At 71.3% G+C, this 12,968-nt stretch carries 13 protein-coding genes; 2 read left to right on the top strand and 11 right to left on the bottom strand.

Annotated features, from left to right (window positions below; all coding sequences use genetic code 11):
- Positions 1-46: 46 nt before the first annotated feature.
- Positions 47-535: a hypothetical protein gene (locus LZG04_RS02995; protein ID WP_233812825.1), complete on the top strand. Its 489-nt coding sequence runs from the start codon at positions 47-49 to the stop codon at positions 533-535.
- Between the two features lie 261 nt (positions 536-796).
- Here LZG04_RS02995 and LZG04_RS02990 read toward each other — a convergent pair whose 3' ends face one another.
- Positions 797-979, bottom strand: a complete 183-nt coding sequence (locus LZG04_RS02990; RefSeq protein WP_233812823.1) for a DUF397 domain-containing protein — start codon at positions 977-979, stop codon at positions 797-799.
- 19 nt (positions 980-998) lie between these two features.
- Positions 999-1,847 (bottom strand): helix-turn-helix transcriptional regulator, encoded by an 849-nt coding sequence (locus tag LZG04_RS02985; RefSeq protein WP_233812821.1) that lies wholly within the window; start codon positions 1,845-1,847, stop codon positions 999-1,001.
- Between the two features lie 102 nt (positions 1,848-1,949).
- Between LZG04_RS02985 and LZG04_RS02980 the strand changes: the two genes are divergently transcribed.
- Positions 1,950-2,240 (top strand): hypothetical protein, encoded by a 291-nt coding sequence (locus LZG04_RS02980; RefSeq protein WP_233812819.1) that lies wholly within the window; start codon positions 1,950-1,952, stop codon positions 2,238-2,240.
- Here the strand turns inward: LZG04_RS02980 and murD are convergent.
- From murD to mraZ, 9 genes are all read right to left on the bottom strand, one after another.
- The gene (gene murD / locus LZG04_RS02975; RefSeq protein WP_233812816.1) at positions 2,228-3,592 is read right to left on the bottom strand and encodes a UDP-N-acetylmuramoyl-L-alanine--D-glutamate ligase; all 1,365 of its coding nucleotides are present in this window, start codon (positions 3,590-3,592) and stop codon (positions 2,228-2,230) included. The two genes, LZG04_RS02980 and murD, sit on opposite strands and share 13 nt — an antisense overlap.
- Before the next feature lie 2 nt (positions 3,593-3,594).
- Positions 3,595-4,683 (bottom strand): phospho-N-acetylmuramoyl-pentapeptide-transferase, encoded by a 1,089-nt coding sequence (mraY, locus tag LZG04_RS02970; protein WP_233812814.1) that lies wholly within the window; start codon positions 4,681-4,683, stop codon positions 3,595-3,597.
- On the bottom strand, positions 4,680-6,140 hold the full coding sequence (murF, locus tag LZG04_RS02965) for a UDP-N-acetylmuramoyl-tripeptide--D-alanyl-D-alanine ligase (protein ID WP_233812811.1): 1,461 nt from the start codon (positions 6,138-6,140) through the stop codon (positions 4,680-4,682). The genes mraY and murF overlap by 4 nt, the downstream gene beginning before the upstream one ends.
- On the bottom strand, positions 6,137-7,666 hold the full coding sequence (locus LZG04_RS02960; RefSeq protein WP_233812809.1) for a UDP-N-acetylmuramoyl-L-alanyl-D-glutamate--2,6-diaminopimelate ligase: 1,530 nt from the start codon (positions 7,664-7,666) through the stop codon (positions 6,137-6,139). The genes murF and LZG04_RS02960 overlap by 4 nt, the downstream gene beginning before the upstream one ends.
- 124 nt (positions 7,667-7,790) lie before the next feature.
- Positions 7,791-8,279 (bottom strand): hypothetical protein, encoded by a 489-nt coding sequence (locus tag LZG04_RS02955; RefSeq protein WP_233812807.1) that lies wholly within the window; start codon positions 8,277-8,279, stop codon positions 7,791-7,793.
- A 58-nt stretch (positions 8,280-8,337) separates the two neighbouring features.
- Complete coding sequence (locus LZG04_RS02950) at positions 8,338-10,248, bottom strand: penicillin-binding protein 2 (protein WP_267934790.1); 1,911 nt, start codon at positions 10,246-10,248, stop codon at positions 8,338-8,340.
- A 51-nt stretch (positions 10,249-10,299) separates the two neighbouring features.
- Complete coding sequence (locus LZG04_RS02945) at positions 10,300-11,031, bottom strand: hypothetical protein (protein WP_233812803.1); 732 nt, start codon at positions 11,029-11,031, stop codon at positions 10,300-10,302.
- Entirely contained in the window at positions 11,028-11,975 is a 948-nt protein-coding gene (gene rsmH, locus LZG04_RS02940; RefSeq protein WP_233812801.1) for a 16S rRNA (cytosine(1402)-N(4))-methyltransferase RsmH, read from the bottom strand. The genes LZG04_RS02945 and rsmH overlap by 4 nt, the downstream gene beginning before the upstream one ends.
- Before the next feature lie 168 nt (positions 11,976-12,143).
- Complete coding sequence (gene mraZ, locus LZG04_RS02935; protein ID WP_073899631.1) at positions 12,144-12,575, bottom strand: division/cell wall cluster transcriptional repressor MraZ; 432 nt, start codon at positions 12,573-12,575, stop codon at positions 12,144-12,146.
- Positions 12,576-12,968 lie beyond the last annotated feature (393 nt).

Raw genomic sequence — 12,968 nt, 5'->3', positions numbered from 1 at the left:
GTCCAGGTAGATGGCACCGGTGCGAGTTTCAAGGTAGTTTGCAACTATGCCCATCTCGGCGTCCGAGATCAACTTCAGCGACCTGTCGAACAAGCCGGCCGACTCCGTCCGCAAGCTCCAGGAGTCGCCGAGCCGGACGCTGCTCGTGCACCGCCGCGGTGATGAAGAGGACCTGGTGCTCACCACGGCCAGCAGGGCCGAGGAGGTGCGCGAGGTCATCTCGACCACGACCGCGCTCTTCGTGGCGCTGATGCAGCACAGCGAGGGCGTCCGGGAACTCGTGACCGACGTGATGCCCAAGGCGTTCCCGTGGGTGCGGTTCCTGCCGCGCGAGGACATGCAGGCGTTCGTCGTGGAACTCGTGGAGACGCTGGAGGCGGCCGACTCGCTGGGCACCCCGGCTCCGGTCACGCAGCTCATCAGCGCCTGGCAGCACACCGCCGAGGTCCACGCCGATCCGCGGCTCCTCGCGATCCTGCGCCAGGACGGCGAAGACCTGGGTGACGTCCCGGCACCGGGAGCAACCACCGCGTGAGCCCGAAGAAAGGCGACCCGGTCGCACCGCCGGCCGTGGGCGCGGAGTGGCGCGTTCGTTACTGCACCAACTACGCGATCAAGGGTTGGCAGGATCTACAAACCCGGGGCAGACAAGGGACTTGCGGGAGACGCGAGATCTCATGCGCCATGGTCCCGGCCCAGAGCGGACAAGCCGACCAATCGACACCGCCAACCCAAGGGCAGCCTGGCCAACGGCACACGGCGCGCACGCCAAGGCCACCGAGTAGGCCGCGTACCGCTAGACGCCGTCCCGCTTGACACCGGCCAGGAACGTCGCCATGGCCCGGCTGTCGAACTCGAGGACCGGCCCGGTGGCGTTCTTGCTGTCCCGGACCCGGAACGCGTCGGCTGAGACGGCCACCTCGACGCAGTTGCCGCCCGCGCCGTTACTACGGCTGCTCTTGCGCCATTCCGACCACATCACGCGCTCCCAGGACGAGCTAGAGATCCGCGATCACCCCCTTGATGAACTCGGCCGACTCCCGCACGTTGAGCGCGGTGGCCCTGAGGTGATCCAGCACCAGGCTATACCGCTCGAGGTCGGCTTCCTCGTCCAGATAGACGCCACCGGTCAGGTTGTCCACGTAGACGATGCTCGGGTAACCGTGGAACCGCAGCAGGGAGAAAGCGGTGCCCATCGCCATGTGCAAGCCCTTGTCGAAGGGCAGGACCTGGAGCACGACATTGGTCAGCAGCGACATCGCGAGCAGCCGCTCCAGCTGCCGCCGGTCGACGACCGGGTCGCCGGTGGTGCGGCGGAGCGCGGCTTCGTCCACGATCGCCCAGACCGACAAGGAGCCGTCGGTAACCCGGTTCTGGCGGGTCTGGCGCAGCGCCACCTTCCGCTGGACCACGTCGTCCGGGACATCGGGCGAGTAGGCCCGCAACACCATCGCGGCGTATTCCTCGGTCTGGAACAGGCCCGGGACCAGGTCGATCTCAAAGGTGTTGATCATCGAGGCCTCGGATTCGAGGACTACGAAGTCCGAGAACCAGTCGACCAACCCGTCACCGAACACGTGCCACCGGCCGCGCTGCTTCGCGATCCTGGCCAGCCGCTCCAACCAGGCGAGCGTGTCGGCATCCGCGCCGTAGAGCTGACCGAGCGCTCGTGCGTCCACAATGGACACGCCGGTGCCGCCCGCCTCGATCCGGCTGATCTTCGACTTCGAGAAGGCCAACGCCTCGACCACGTCGTCGAAGCTCTTGCCGGCCTGCTCGCGGAGCTGGATCAGCGCTTTGGCGAGCAGGCGCCTCCGGACACCCGGGCCGGTGTTGCCTTGCGTCATGCCCGGATGCTATCGGCAATATGCCATCCCGAAAGAGTGAATTTCGGGATATCCCTAGGTGAGATATTGCAGATTGGTGCGCGTTGGAGGACCGTGGAGGCCATGATCTCCGCTGCGCTCGCTCGCGCCCACCACCTGCTGAACCAGGACATGCTCGGCTACCTGGACACCGTCGAGCTGCTGACCAACGAGGACGACACGGACGACGAGACGGTCCTCGCCGTCGCCCGCACCGAAGTCCCGCGCCTGGTCGCGGCCCTGCGCGCGACCGTGGCCACGCACAAGGCCGACACCTCGGGCCAGTGCCCCGCCTGCCGCACCACCTGGCCGTGCGCCGTGATCGACTCCGCCCACGCCTACCTGAAGGAGCCGGACAGCATCTACTCGGCCTGACCGACCAGCTCCAGCACCACGTCGGTGAACGCCTGGCCCCGATGGGCGTAGTCGGTGAACATGTCCATCGACGCCGCCGCCGGGGCGAGCACCACGGCGTCACCCGGCTTCGCCATCGAACGGGCCTCGCGCACGGCGTCGGCCATGGAGCCCTCGTCCAGCACCACCACCGGCACCGACGGCACGTGCCGGGCCAGCGCCGACGCGATCACCGAACGGTCCGCGCCGATCAGCACCGCGCCGCGCAGCCGATGCCCCTCGGAGCGCACCAGCTCGTCCACCGACGCGCCCTTGAGCAGACCGCCCGCCACCCACACGACGCTCTCGTGCGACCGCAACGACGCCGCCGCCGCGTGCGGGTTCGTGGCCTTGGAGTCGTTGACGTACGACACGCCATCAGCCGTCGCCACCAGCACGGCCCGGTGCGCGCCCGGCGTGAAGTCGCGCAAGCCCTGGGCCACCGCCGCCGCCGACACGCCGTGCGCACGGGCCAGGGCAGCCGCCGCCAGGGCATCGGCCACGCCGGGAGGCCCACCGGGGTGCACGTCGGCGACCGGCAGCAGCACCTCGTCGGACGGCCCGAACGCCCGGTCGACCAACTGGCCGTCGTGCACGCCGAGCTGGCCCTCCTCCGGCGACCCCAGCGTGAACCCGACGTGCGCGGCGGCCGGCGAGGCGGCCAGCAGGTCCGCCACGACCGGGTCGTCCACCCCGCCCACGGCGACCTCACCGGTGAGCACACCGGCCTTGGCCGACGCGTACGCCTCGAACGTGCCGTGCCAGTCCAGGTGGTCCTCGGCCAGGTTGAGCAGCACCCCGGCGAACGGCCGCACGGACGGCGACCAGTGCAGTTGGAAGCTCGACAGCTCCACCGCCAGCACCCGGCGGCCGGCCAACAACGCGTCCACCACGGGCAGGCCGACGTTGCCGCACGCCACCGCGTCGATGCCCGCCGCACGCAGGATCGACTCCAGCATCCCGACCGTGGTGGTCTTGCCGTTCGTCCCCGTCACGGCGAGCCACGTCGGCGGGTCGGCCAGCTCCAGGCCCATCCGCCAGGCCAGCTCGACCTCGCCGATCACCTCGATCCCGGCCGCCGACGCCGCCGCCAACAAGGGACTGGACGGCCGCCAGCCGGGGCTGGTCACGACCAGGTCCGTGCCCTCGGGCGGCGTGACGAGCCCGGGTGTCAGCGTCACGCCGGGCAGCAACTGCTCCAGCGCGGCCAGGCGGTCGGCCGAGCCGTCGGTCACGGTGACGACCGCGTCCGCCGCCAGCAACGCCTCCGCCGCGGACCGGCCGGTCACGCCGGCGCCGGCCACGAGGACGTGACGACCTGCGAGGAATCCCATCGTCAGCTCTCGACCGCGGTCAGCCACTCGCTGTAGAACAGGCCGAGCCCGAGCATGCAGCACATGCCCGCGAGCAGCCAGAACCTGATGATCACCGTGGTTTCCGCCCACCCGGCGAGCTCGAAGTGGTGGTGGAACGGAGCCATGCGGAACAGCCGCCGTCTCGACGTGCGGAAGACCGCGACCTGCAACACCACCGACAGCGCCTCGACCACGAACAGGCCGCCGATGACGACCATGAGCAGCTCGGTGCGGGTCGCGATGGACAGGCCGGCGACCAGGCCGCCCAGCGCGAGCGAGCCCGTGTCACCCATGAAGATCTTCGCCGGCGCGGCGTTCCACCACAGGAAGCCGATGCAGCCGGCCATCGCGGCGGCGGCCACGAGGGCCAGGTCCAGCGGGTCGCGCACGTCGTAGCAGCCGGCCACGAGCAGGTTCGAGCAGTTGTAGCGGAACTGCCAGAAGCTGATCACCACGTAGGTGCCGAGCACCATCGCCGACGTGCCACCGGCCAGGCCGTCCAGGCCGTCGGTCAGGTTCACCGCGTTGGACCAGGCGCTGATCGCGGCGTAGCAGAACACCACGAACCCGACGACGCCGAACGACACCACGGTGATGTCGCGCACGAACGACAGGTGCACCGACGCGGGCGTGATGCCTTCCTTGTTCGGGAACTGCATGACCAGCACCGCGAAGATGATCGTGGCGACGAACTGGCCGACGAGCTTCGCGGTCTTGTTCAGGCCCAGGTTGCGCTGCTTGCGGATCTTGATGAAGTCGTCCAGGAAGCCGACGACGCCCAGCGACGTGGTCAGCATCAGCACCAGCAGGCCGGACGCGCTGGGCGTCTGGTCCTGCGCCGCCGCCGACATGGAGTTCACCAGGTGCGCGCCGAGGTAGCCCGCCCACATCGCGACCAGGATCGCGACGCCACCCATGGTGGGCGTGCCGCGCTTGGTCTTGTGGCTCTGCGGGCCCTCTTCGCGGATCTCCTGGCCGAAGCCCTGCCGGGAGAAGATCTTGATCAGGTACGGCGTCAGCATGATCGACGTGATCAGGGCGATGGCCGCCGCGATCAGGATGCTCTTCACTTGCTGCCCGCCTCCAGGAGAGCCTCGGCAACCCGCCACAGGCCGTATGAGTTGGATGCCTTCACCAGGACGACGTCACCGGGCCGCACCTGGTCGCGCAGCAGCTCGACGGCCGCCGTCACGTCGGGCACCAGAATCGCTTCTTCGCCCCAAGATCCTTCCAGGTGCGCCCCTTGGTGCATCGCGCGGGCTTCCTGCCCGACCACGACCAGCTTGTTGATGTCCAAGCGGACCGCGAGCCGTCCGATCTCGTCGTGCGCGCGGACCGCGTCCGCGCCCAGTTCGGCCATCGGGCCCAGCACCGCCCAGCTGCGGCGGGCGGGCGTGGCGGACCGGGAGATGGTGGCCAGCGACTTCAGCGCCGCGCGCACCGACTCCGGGTTGGCGTTGTACGCGTCGTTGACGATCGTCACGCCATCAGGACGTTCGGTGACCGCCATGCGATGCGCGGAGACCCGTTCGGCTTTGCCCAGGCTCTCGGCCACCTGCTCGGGGGTCGCGCCGAGTTCGAGCGCGATCGCCGCGGCGGTGAGCGCGTTGCCGACCTGGTGCGGACCGTGGACGGCCAGGCGCACGTCCGCCTCACCGTGCGGCGTGACGAGCGTGAAGCGGGCGCGGGCCTGGTCGTCCAGCTCGATGCCCTTCGCGCGGACCTGCGCGGACGGGTTCTCGCCGACGAGGACGACCTTGGCCTTCGTGCGGCCGGCCATGCCCGCGACGAGCGGGTCGTCGGCGTTGAGCACGGCGACGCCGTGCTCGGGCAGGGCCTCGACCAGCTCGCCCTTGGCCAGGGCGATGTTCTCCCGCGAGCCGAACTCGCCGACGTGCGCGCTGCCGACGTTGAGCACCGCGCCGAAGCGGGGCACGGCGACCGTGCACAGCTCGGCGATGTGGCCGATGCCGCGGGCGCTGAGCTCCAGCACCAGGAACCGGGTGTCCTCGTCGGCGCGCAACGCCGTCCACGGGTGGCCCAGCTCGTTGTTGAACGACCCGGGCGGCGCGATGGTCGGCCCGAGCGGGGCCAGCACCTCGGCGATGAGGTCCTTGGTGGAGGTCTTGCCGGACGAGCCGGTCACGCCGATGACGGTCAGGTTCTCCAGCCGGTCGGTGACGTGCCGGGCCAGCTTGGCCAGGGCCTTGAGCACGGCCGCGCCCGCGCCGTCGGTGTCGCCGGACAGCACGTAGGCGTTGCCCTGGGCCCGGTCGACCGGGGGCGCGATGACGGCGGGCGCGTCCACCTCACGGCCCGCCAGCACGCCGACCGCGCCTTGGGCGACGGCCTGGGCGGCGAAGTCGTGGCCGTCGACCCGTGCGCCGGGCAGCGCCAGGAACAGGCCGCCGGGCGTGACCTTCCGGGTGTCGAACTCGACGCTGCCGGTGACGACCTCCGCACCGGTGGCGTTGTGCAGGGTGCCGCCGACGACCTCGGCGATCTCGGCGAGGCTGAGCTGGATCACCGGGTGGCTCCTCGGATCGCGTCGGTCAGTGCGTCCACGTCGGAGAAGGGGTGCACGACGCCCGCGATCTCCTGGCCGGTCTCGTGGCCCTTGCCCGCGACGACGACGACGTCGCCGGCGCGCGCCAGGGACACCGCGTGCTCGATGGCGCGACGACGGTCGCCGATCTCCACGACCTCGCCGCGTTCGCCGTCCGGCACGGCCAGCGCGCCGTCCAGCATCGCGGCCCGGATCCGCGCCGGGTCCTCGCTGCGCGGGTTGTCGTCGGTCACGACCAGGACGTCGCTGCGCCGTGCCGCCTCCTCGCCCATGAGGGGCCGCTTGGCCGTGTCGCGGTCGCCGCCGCAGCCCAGGACCGTGATGACGCGACCGGTGGCGCGGGCCCGGACGGCGTCGAGGGCGAGCGCGACGGCGGCGGGCTTGTGCGAGTAGTCCACGACGGCGGTGAAGTCCTGGCCCTCGTCCACCCGCTGCATGCGCCCCGGAACTTGCACGTCGCGCAACCCAGTGCGGATGGCGTCCAGGTCGACGCCCTGGCTGTGCAGGCACGCGATGGCCAGCAGGGCGTTGGCGACGTTGAAGTCACCGGGCAGGCTGAGCCGCACGTCGAGCGTGACGCCGTCCGGGCCGTGCGCGGTGAACGCCTGCTCGCCGGTCGCGGAGACGGTGACGCCGGTGGCGGTCCAGTGGGCGGGCTTGGTGGTCGCGACCGTGACGGTGGCGTCCTTGACCAGGCGCGGGCCCCAGTCGCCGTCCACGCAGACCACCTCGGTGCGGGCCCGGCCGTCGAACAGCTCGGCCTTGGTCCGGAAGTAGTCCTCCATGTCCGGGTGGAAGTCGAGGTGGTCCTGGGAGAGGTTGGTGAACGCGCCGACCGCGAACCCGACGCCCCCGACCCGGCCCAGGCGCAGCGCGTGGCTGGAGACCTCCATGGCCACGTCCGTGGTGCCGCACTCGACCATCACGGCGAGCAGGGCCTGGAGGTCGGGCGCCTCGGGCGTGGTGAGGGCGCTGTCGAGCCGGCGGTCCGCGAGGCGCGTCTCGACCGTGCCGATGAGCCCGGTCCGACGACCGGCCGCGCGCAACGCCGAGTCGATCATGTAGCTGGTGGTGGTCTTGCCGGACGTGCCGGTCACGCCCCACACGGCGAGCTTGGTCGAGGGGTCGCCGTAGACGCGTGACGCCAGCCGGCCCAGGACCGCGCGGGGGTCCGGGTGCACCAGCACGGGCACGCCGTGGACCTTGTCGGCCCCCTCCGCGTCGGTCAGCACGGCCACCGCGCCGTGCTCGACGGCCTGGGCGGCGAAGTCGGCGCCGTGCACCCGCGTGCCGGGCAGCGCGGCGAACAGGTCGCCGGGCCGCACGTGCTGAGCACGCAACGTCACGCCGCTGACCTGGACGTGCGCCCGGTCGGGGGCGGTCAGGTGCGCGTCGACGGTCGTGGCGAGCTCGGACACGGCAACGGGCTGGGTGCGGGAAGGGCGAGGCGGAGCGGTCGCGACCTTGCCCTCTAGCTTGGCAGGCACGCGCGGAAGGCTACCGGCGCACGGAGAGTGTTCGTCCGGCACGTCCACTCCGGACGAGTTCCCCCGGTCCCGTGACACCACGGAACCTGAATTGTTTGCGCGTTGGGGAAGGTGAGGGCGTGGATCAGCAGTCGCCTCGGTAGGCGACGGCGGTTTCCCGGGCGGCGGTCACCTGGTCGTCGGTCAGGGCCGCGATCGCCTCGGCGGCGGGCACGCCGTCCGCCAGCTTGCGCTTCGCCTCCGCCGCCGCCAGGGCGACGGTCCGGTACGTCGCGCCCATCTCGGGGTGGTCGGACAGCAGCACGCCGTGCAACGCCATGCCGTGCACGTAGACGCTCACCGTCCGCCGCTCCTCCGGCGTCTCCCCGTCGGCCAGCGCGAACCTGGCCAGGTCGAACACGGGACCGGCGGCCGCCGTGAAGGCGTACAGGTCGGAGCACACCTCGGCGGTGGACTCGCCACTGGGCGCGGGCGACGACGCCGGCACGTCGGCGGTGTCGGAGCGGGCGGTCGCGGAACCGGGAACGGAGCCGGAACCGGAACCGCACGCCGCCAACGCGACCACCGCCGCACCCGTCATCGCCGCCGACGTCACCCGGCCGAGTTTTTCCATGCCGTGGACGGTATTGCCCCGGCGCAGGCGTCCGGCCGCCGCTGGCAGCAACCGGCCGTCACTGCACCAGCGGCACGATCGGGCTCTGCTCGGCCGACATCGGGATCTGGTAGCGCTGGGTCAGGTAGGACGCGATGTCGTGGAACAGCGGCGCGGCCGACTGGGGGTTGCCGGTCGGGTTGTCGAGCATGATGCCGACCACGAACCGGGGGTTGTCGGCGGGCAGGATGCCCGCGAACGTGATCCAGTACTGGGAACTGCTGTAGCAGTCGCACTTCGGGTCGATCTGCTGCGCCGTGCCCGTCTTGCCGCTGACCTGGTAGCCCGGCAGGGCCGCGGGCGTGCCCGTGCCGCTCTGCGCGAACGAGTTCGGCCCCGGTACGTTCTGCACCACCGCGCGGAACATGTCGCGCACGGTCTTGGCCGTCTGCGGCGACACGACCCGTTCGGTCTCCGCCGGGTCGACCTCCTTGCGGCTGCCGTCGGCCGACACCTCGGCGCGCACGATCCGCGGCGCGATGCGCACGCCGTCGTTCGCGATCGCCTGGTACATCCCGGTCATCTGCAACAACGTCATGTTCAGGCCCTGGCCGATCGGCAGGTTGCCGAACGTCGAGCCGGACCACTGGTTCAGCGGCGGCACGTAGCCGGGCTCCTCGCCGGGCAGCCCGGACTGGGTCCGCTTGCCCAGCCCGAACTTGCCCAGCATCTCCGAGTACCGGTCCTGGCCGATCTTCTGCGCGGTCAACAGCGTGCCCACGTTGGACGACCGCGCGAACACACCGGTGAACGTCATGTCCAGCGGGCCGTGCTGCCACCAGTCCCCGATCACCCGGTCGGCGACCTTGATGCTGCCGTCGACGTGCAGCACGCTGTCCGGCTGGTAGATGCCGTCCTCGATGGCCGTCGCTGCGGTGACCAGCTTGTTCACCGAGCCGGGCTCGAACACCGACGTGACGGCGAGGTTGCGCAACTGGTCCTCGGTGGCCCGGCCGAAGTCGTTCGGGTCGAACGTCTTGTCGTTGGCCATGGCCAGGATCTCGCCCGTGCGGCGGTCCAGCACCACCGCGGACCCGCTGCGCGCCGCCGTCTTGCGCGTGTAGTCGGTGACCATGCGCTGCACCGCGTACTGCGTGTCCACGTCCAGCGTCAGCTCGAGGCTCTTGCCGGGCGTCGCGGCGGCCAGCTCGCGGGAGCGGCCCGGGCCGGGGATGACCACGTCGTCGTTGCCCTGCATGGTGTCCACGACCCGCAGGCCGTTGTTGCCGGCGAGCAGGTTGTCCTGCGCGATCTCCAGCCCCAGCAGGCCGTGCGTGGCGGGCGGCTCGGTGTCCTTGCGCCAGTTCGCCGCGCCGATGATGTTGGAGGCCAGCTCGCCGTTCGGGTAGACGCGCACGGCCCGGTACTCGGAGCCGATGTCGACGTACTTCTCCGTGATGACGGCGGCCTTGCCCGGGTCGACGTTGTCGACCAGCTCGACGTAGGTGGTGTTCTGGGAGAGCTTCGCCAGCATGGTGTCCCGGTCGGTCTTCTGCCCGGCGACCTCCTTGCCCAGCGTCTGCTCGATGAACGCGGCGATGTCGGCGATGCGGTCCTCGAAGCTGCCGATGTCCGGGTCGGCCTCCAGTGCCTTCGCCCACTCCTTGCGCATCCGCTGCGGCACGACGTAGAGCGCGCGCGCCTCCACGCTGAACGCCAACTGGTTGCCGTTGCGGTCGAGGATCGAGCCGCGCGGCGCCGGGATGTCGATCTGCGTGGCGCGTTGCTGCTCGGCCTGCGCGGACAACGCCTCCGCCTGGAAGCCCTGGACCTGCACGAGCTTGATCCCCGCCAGGAGCAGCGCGCCCACCAGCAGAAGCCGGCCCACCGCGAGGCGGACCCGGCTGTTGCCGCCGCGTCGTCGGCGGGGGGCGGGCCCCCGGACGGACAACGGGCGTCGCACGGGTCTGCCCCGGCTGGGCCCCGGCATCACTGACCTCCTGGTACCGGCTGTTCCACGGTGTCGCTGGCGTCGTGCTCGCTAGCCCTGCGGCGGCTGCTGACCGGTCGGTTGCTGACCGGTCGGTTGCTGACCGGTCGGTTGCTGACCGACCGGTTGTTGACCGGTCGGCTGCTGACCCGTCGGCTGCTGGCCCTGGGCGGGCGGCTGGCCGCCCGCGTCCTGCCCGGCCTGGCCCTCCGGCGGCGGCTGCTGCCCCTGCGCGGGCGGGGTGGTCTGACCGGCGGGCGGTGGCGCGGTGGACGACGAGGGGGGCGGCGGCTGGACCGCGGACGGCTTGCCGTACACCTCGATCGTCCCGTCCGGCAACTGCCGCAACCGGGCCGGGTCGCCGGCGGGCACCAGGCCGAGCTTCGCCGCGGCCTCGGCCAGGCTCTGCGGCGACTCCGCCAGCGCGACCTCCTGCCGCAACTGCTCGACCTGCCGCGCGAGCCGGGTCTCCTCGGCGCGCGCGTCCTGCAACCGGTAGGAGTCCGCGGTCGCCTGCGTCGCCAGCCACATGATCGCCGCGATGCCCACGCCGAGCACGACCATCACCATCACCACGAACGGCGCCTTGGGCGCCACCGTCGGCTGACGGGTCACCGCCGGGCCGCGCTTCGAGGACGTGCGCTGGGCCCGCCGGGCGTAGGCGCGTTCCGCCGCGGCCGAACGGCGTCGTTCCGCGGGCACGGCCTTCAGCGCGCGCTCGCGGGGCTTGGCCGGACGGGACGAGGACGGCACGCCGCCACCGGTCCGTGCCGGTGCGGTCATGTCGCCTCCCGGACGCGTTCCGCCGCTCTCAGTCGCACCGAGGCGGCCCTGGGGTTCTGCTCGATCTCCTGCTCGTTCGCCTGCTCCGCGCCCCTGGTCACCAGCTTCAGCTGGGGACCGTGGCCGGGCAGCTCGACCGGCAGGTCCTGCGGCGAGGTGGACGTGGCCAGCGCGGTGAACGCCCGCTTGACCATCCGGTCCTCCAACGACTGGTAGGACTCCACGACGATCCGCCCGCCGACGGCCAGCACCGACAGCGCGGCGGGCAACGCCAGGCGCAGGGACTCCAGCTCCTGGTTCACCTCGATGCGCAACGCCTGGAACGTCCGCTTCGCCGGGTGGCCGCCCGTGCGGCGGGTCGCCGCGGGCACCACGTCGTAGAGCAGCTCGACCAGCCGGCCGCTGGTGGTGAACGGCTCGCGCTCCCGTTCCCGCGCCACGGCGCCGGCGATCTTGCGGGCGAACCGCTCCTCGCCGTAGTCGCGCAGGATCCGGGTCAGGTCGTCCACCGAGTACGTGTTCAGCACGTCCGCCGCCGTCATCCCGGTGCCCGCGCTCATCCGCATGTCCAGCGGCGCGTCCTTGGCGTAGGCGAAACCGCGCTCCTCGGCGTCCAGTTGCAGCGAGGACACCCCGAGGTCCATCAGGATCCCGTCGACCTTCGCGCCGCCGACCGCCTCGACGATCCCGTCGTAGGTCGTCTGCACGAACCGCACCCGGTCGCCGAACGGCTCCAGCCGCCGCCGGGACAGCTCGATCGCCTGCGGGTCGCGGTCCAGCCCGACCAACCGCACCCTCGGGTGCGCGCGCAGGACCGCTTCGGAGTGCCCGCCCAGGCCGAGCGTGCAGTCCACGAACACGGCGTCCCGATCGGCCAACGCGGGGGCCAGCAGGTCCAGGACGCGGTCGAGCAGCACCGGCACGTGACGCGCCTGCTCCACCATGTCCCCTTCCTTGATGGTCCCCCCTCACAAGACAAGAAATTCGGGTGTCGTCAGGTCCCCGCCCGCCCGTCGGACCTGGCGCCGGGGAAGGTGCGCCAGGGCCGAAAGCCGAGCGGACCGAGGCCTCACGGCACCCGAAACCTCGAAACAACGGCCGAGCCAGCCGATCTAGAAGACGCCGGGCAGCACCTCCTCGCGCGCCGTGGCGTAGCTGTCCTCGTGCTCCTCGAGGTAGCGCTGCCACGCCTGCGCGTCCCAGATCTCCAGGCGGTTGATCGCGCCGATGACCACGCACTCCTTGGTCAGCCCCGCGTACCGCCGCAGCTCCGGTGCGATCGACACCCGGCCCTGGCCGTCCGGCCGCTGCTCGTCGGTCCCGGCGAACAGGTAGCGCTGGTAGGCGCGGACGGCCTCGTTCGTGAACGGAGCCTCCGCCACCTTGCGCGCCATCTGCTCGAACTCGGCCCGCGGGAACACGTAGAGGCAGTGGTCCTGGCCCTTGGTGACCATGAGACCCCCCGCTAGCGCGTCCCGGAACTTCGCAGGCAGCGTCAGTCGGCCCTTGTCGTCCAGCCTCGGGTAGTGCGTGCCCAGGAACACGGCGCCCACCTCCCGACGCCGGAAGCTCCACTTCCGACCGGCAGTGAGGCCCCCGTCTGCCCCACCGGCCGCCACAGTACCCCACTTTTCACCACAGTCAACGCTGAAACGGGTGGTTGCACAGCTGGTCCTGGAACGTTTACGCAGGTAGAGCGAAGATGGCCGGGGTGGAGCACGGTGGGGGACGCCGGCCGCGACCACCTCCGCGGGTGAGCCCGACAGGCCCGAACTCCACCCGGATGGCCCAGCGAAATCGGGCAAAACCGGTTCATCGGTGCCCGTGGTGGGGAGTCGTGGTGGGGCGGGGTGGAGAGGGTGGTCGCGGCGGCCGTGGAAACCCGGTCCGCGAAACTGTTCAATCGGTGTAGGGCGCTTCGCCCTGGTTTGACACAC

Origin of the sequence: Saccharothrix sp. S26 (genome assembly GCF_021390395.1) — a bacterium.
Classification (GTDB): domain Bacteria; phylum Actinomycetota; class Actinomycetes; order Mycobacteriales; family Pseudonocardiaceae; genus Actinosynnema.
Note: the sequence above shows the minus strand (reverse complement) of the source record. Positions and strands in the feature narration are given on the sequence as shown.